The following is a 4,832-nucleotide window of genomic DNA, read 5'->3' on the forward strand; positions in this document are numbered from 1 at the left end:
CCGTTCATCCTGCTCTGGCTGCTGCTGTTGATCGCCGCCGCACGCCCGCAATGGCTCGGCGAACCGCTGCCGATTGCCGCCAGTGGGCGCGACTTGCTGGTGGCCGTCGATGTTTCCGGCTCCATGGATTTCCCCGACATGGAGTGGCAAGACGAAGACGTCAGCCGCCTGACACTGGTCAAACACTTGCTCGGTGACTTCCTTGAAGGGCGCGATGGCGATCGCGTCGGCCTGATCCTGTTCGGCAGCCAGGCGTATCTGCAAGCACCGCTGACGTTCGACCGGCGCACCGTGCGTATCTGGCTTGACGAAGCGCGGATCGGCATTGCCGGCAAGAACACCGCCATTGGCGACGCCATCGGCCTGGCCTTGAAGCGCTTGCGCCAACGCCCGGCACAAAGCCGCGTGCTGATTCTGGTCACCGACGGCGCCAACAATGGCGGTGAAATCGATCCGCTGACCGCGGCAAGACTGGCCGCCGAAGAAGGCGTGAAAATCTACCCGATCGGCATTGGCGCCGATCCTGAGCAAGCCGGCCCCCTGGCTTTTCTGGCAGGAAACCCGACCATGGACCTTGATGAACCCGCCTTGAAAGCCATCGCCGAGGCTACCGGTGGGCGCTACTTCCGTGCGCGTGATGGCAAGGAATTGCTGGAGATCAAGAAGACCCTCGATCAACTGGAACCTGTGACTCAACAACCGACCCAGGCTCGCCCGGCGCAAGCGCTGTACAGTTGGCCGCTGGCCGCCGCGTTGCTGATGAGTCTGTTGCTGGTGATCCGCGAACGCTGGCCAGACAACCCGTTGCAACGTTTTTTCACCCGCTCGAATTTTCTGCAACAGCACCCTGACTGGCGCCAGCGGCTTAAACGCCTGCGTCTGCGGAGGCGCCGATGATTGCGCTCTGGCCGTATTGGTTCCGCCCCTGGTGGCTGCTGTTGCTGCCGCTATTGGGCTGGTTGCTGTGGCAACTCTGGCACCGGAAAAAACGCGCGGGTCGCTGGCAGATGATCCTGCCGCCGGCCTTCCATGCCGTCCTGCTCAGCGGTGGCAACGGACGTGAAAGCAAGTTGCCGTGGGTTGCCCTGGGCCTGGCCTGGGTTCTGGCGGTATTGGCGTTATTGGGACCGAGTTGGGAACGGGTTGAACAATCCGCGCAGAAACCTGCCGACCCCTTGGTGGTTCTGCTTGAACTGACCCCGGAAATGCTCGCCACCGACGTGCCGTCCACCCGTCTTGAACAGGCCCGGCGCAAGCTGCTCGACCTGTTGCAGGTGCGCAGTAACGCRCAAACCGCCATCGTCGTCTATGCCGGCAGCGCGCATACGCTGGTGCCGCTCTCGGACGACCTGGCCACCAGCAGCAACCTGCTGGAAGCGCTGAAACCGTCGATCATGCCCGAGCCCGGTCATCGCGCCGATCTGGCCGTGACCAAGGCGCTGACATTACTCAACCGCGGCGCCCTCGGCCAGGGCCGGATTCTGCTGATTGGCTCATCCCTCAGCGAACAGGAGCGCCAGGGTATTCGTCAGGCCCTGCGCGGTCAGGCACCGCAATGGTTGATGCTCGGCATCGGCACCCCGCAAGGCGCACCGATCGCTGACGAACACGGCAGTTTCCTCAAGGATGCACAAGGCGCGATCCTCGTACCGCGTCTCGACGGGCCGAGCCTGAAAGCCTTTGCCAGCGAAATGGATGGGCGTTACCGGCAAGCGCAACTGGACGACAGCGACCTGCGTGGTCTCGGGCTGCTCGATAGCCCGCATAGCGTGCGTAACGATGGCCAGACCCTGCGCCTCGATACCTGGGCCGATCAGGGCTATTGGCTGTTACTGCCGCTGTTGCTGCTGACGGCCTGCGCAGGACGCCGAGGCTGGTTGTTCTGCCTGCCATTGCTGTTCATGCTGCCGCAACCGAGTTACGCCTTCGAGTTCAACGATCTTTGGCTGCGCCCGGACCAACAGGGCCTGCACTTGCTCAAGCAACACCAGCCCGCGGAGGCCGCGCAGCGTTTTCAGGACCGGCAATGGCAAGGCGTAGCGCTGTATGAGGCCGGTGAGTATGCCGCTGCCGCCGAGCGTTTCGCCGAAGGCAACGACGCCCGCGCACACTACAATCGCGGCAACGCCCTGGCTAAAAGCGGTGAACTGGAAGCTGCCGTCGATGCCTATGAACAGGCCCTTGAGCTGCAACCTGATTTACGTCCGGCGCAGACCAACAAAGCGCTGGTAGAAGCGTTGATCAAACAAAAAGCCCCCACCCCACCCAATGAGCCCGATAAAACCGACGGCGAAGAGCACCCGCAAACCCAGCAACCCCCACCACCGGGTGCGTCGACACAAACCTCGACCGCTGACGAGCAAAAAACCGACACGCAAACCGCGCAATCGCGCAACGACACCAATAGCGAAAACCAGACGGACAGCCCGCCACAACCGGGCAATAATGACGTGCCGGGCAGTGAGCTGGGCGACGAACAACGCAGCACACCGCCGATCCGCACTGCCGACGCCAACTTCGACGACGAGCACCGGCAGGCCCTGGAGCAATGGCTGCGTAAAATCCCGGATGAGCCGGGCGAATTGCTTAGACGTAAATTCTGGTACGAACAGCAACAACATCAGGATCAGGGAAAAACTCGATGACCCGCTTCACCGTTCTATTGCTCAGCCTTTCGCTCTGGACCGTGGGTGCCCAGGCTGCGGGGCTGGTTGCCAGCATCGATCGCAGCCGCGTGAATTCCGGCGAGACGGTCGAACTGACCCTCGAATCCAGTGATGTCACGCAGTTCGGCAAACCTGACCTGAGCGCACTCGACCCGCTGTTCGAGGTTCGCGGCACCCGCCAGGTCAACCAGCTCACCACCCTGGGCGACGACAGCCACGCCACCACCCGCTGGATCATCACCCTCCTGCCCCGGCACAACGGCACGCTGGTGATCCCTCCGCTGCCGCTCGGCGAGTCCAAAAGCCAGCCGATCAACTTGCAGGTAGTCGAAAGCGAAAAGCAGGACAGCGCAGACAAACTGGCGCCCGTGTTCATCGAGACCAGCCTCGATCAGGACACCGTGTACGTGCAGGCCCAGGCGATTCTGACCTTGCGCATCTATCATTCGGTGTCGCTGTATGACGACAGCAGCCTGACCCCGCTGCAAATCCCCGATGCGCGCGTCGAACAACTCGGTGAGTCGCGCACTTACGAAAAAGTCATCAATGACCTGCGCCACGGTGTGATCGAACGGCGGTACGCAATTTACCCGCAACACAGTGGCCTGCTGACGATTCCCGCACAGATGTTCAGCGCCACCCTGGCGGAAACGCAACCCGCTCAGGAGCCGGCCCCGCAAGGGCCAAAAGCGGGCAAACTGATTCGCGTGAGTTCCACCGGGCTCAACCTGACCGTCAAGCCCAAACCGATCGAGTATCCCGCCGACGCCCCTTGGCTACCCGCGCGTAGCCTGAGTCTCAGTGAAAGCTGGAACCCTGCGCCTGATCACGTTCAAGTGGGCGACTCCATGACCCGCAGCCTGACCCTGAAAGCCGAAGGCCTGGCCAGCTCGCAACTGCCGCCCCTGCCCGCCACTGAAACCAGCGGATTGCGGCGTTATCCCGATCAGCCACAATTGAGCAATCAACCCAGTGACCGGGGGTTGATCGGCATCCGCGAAGACCGTGAAGCACTGGTGCCCACTCGCATCGGGCAGATCGAATTGCCGCCCGTGGAAGTGGTCTGGTGGAACACCCTTCAAGATCATCTGGAGCGCAGCAGCCTGCCCGCTCGCACCCTGAACGCCGTAAACAACCCGAGCCTGATGGTCGACGCTCCAGCGGGCAACGTGCCGGCTACCGTAGTGCTCGGCAATGAAGCACTCTGGTACTGGAAGCTCAGCACCTTGATCCTCGCCTGCACCACCTTGCTTGGCTTCGGCCTGTGGTGGCGTGCGCGTTGGCAGCCGGCGATTCTGCGCGCCGCGCAAACGGGCCCGAGCCCGCGCACGCTACTCGACGACCTCAAGCGAGCCTGCCAGGCCAACGACCCTCAAGCCACCCGCCAGGCGCTCGACGCCTGGGCCCGCCAACAGCCGGAAACCCTGGCCGACATGGCTGCACGCTTCGTACCGCTGTCCGACGCACTCGACGGCTTGAACGGCGCGCTCTACAGCGAAACCGGGCATTACTGGCAAGGCGAAGAACTCTGGCGCGCGATCCGCGCCATCCCGATTGCCGAACGGGTTCATGATCCGGTCGGTGACAGTGGTTTGCCGCCGCTGTATCCGAAGTAAAAGATGATGGTGGTATTTTCAGAATCGCCGGTAACTATCCCTGCGCTCCACTCGTTCCATATCTATGGACCCTCTGCGAATGGAGCCTTTCAATATATCCGCCTCGAAGTAACGTGAATTTTCAGGTGGTTCATGGCTATTTTGGACAGATGTCTCACTGTCCACCTCATTCGCCTGTCGAGCCGACAATTTGATCGTTTTGGGCTGCACACGAATCAGAAAATCAATCCTCCCCTCTGGCCCTTTAATTCTTTCCACGCTAACGGGTTCAAGATCGAAGTCTTCCATTATCCGCATCGTGCTTTTTCCATTAGGCGTCTTGGTAAAAAAAACATTCATCAAGTCTTTCCCATCATTCCCAGTGCTCACCGTATTAGCGAGAGCGATGTAACTCATGACATTCTCTCGTTTGATCACGGAAGGTAGCTTGCCAAAAAAGCTACGCTGGCTGGCGACCAATTCATATTGGTATCTGGCAACATCACTGGCATGGAACCTGTCAGGTTCACCGGAACCGGAAATGTCCCTGCGAGGTGGATTGGTTTTATAG

General features: G+C 60.9%; 3 protein-coding genes and 1 pseudogene. 3 read left to right on the forward strand and 1 reads right to left on the reverse strand.

Annotated elements, in window-relative coordinates; all coding sequences use genetic code 11:
- From AC1DH9_RS22390 to AC1DH9_RS22400, 3 genes are all read left to right on the forward strand, one after another.
- On the forward strand, nt 1-897 hold an 897-nt coding region (locus AC1DH9_RS22390), incomplete at its 5' end, for a vWA domain-containing protein (RefSeq protein WP_477808804.1).
- A complete protein-coding gene (locus tag AC1DH9_RS22395) occupies nt 894-2,645 on the forward strand; it encodes a VWA domain-containing protein (RefSeq protein WP_427537482.1) in 1,752 nt (583 codons plus the stop codon). The genes AC1DH9_RS22390 and AC1DH9_RS22395, both read left to right, overlap by 4 nt.
- On the forward strand, nt 2,642-4,282 hold the full coding sequence (locus AC1DH9_RS22400; RefSeq protein WP_427537485.1) for a BatD family protein: 1,641 nt from the start codon (nt 2,642-2,644) through the stop codon (nt 4,280-4,282). Before AC1DH9_RS22395 ends, AC1DH9_RS22400 begins: the two co-directional genes overlap by 4 nt.
- Nucleotides 4,283-4,300: 18 nt before the next feature.
- On the opposite strand, the pseudogene AC1DH9_RS22405 reads toward AC1DH9_RS22400, so the two are convergent.
- A pseudogene (locus AC1DH9_RS22405) lies at nt 4,301-4,832 on the reverse strand (hypothetical protein); the annotation flags it as partial.

This window comes from Pseudomonas sp. 05T35 (assembly GCF_056396605.1).

Bases quoted from the DNA above. Each gene is read 5' to 3' on its own strand.
- AC1DH9_RS22400 (WP_427537485.1), top strand. From the start codon at position 2,642: ATGACCCGCTTCACCGTTCTATTGCTCAGCCTTTCGCTCTGGACCGTG.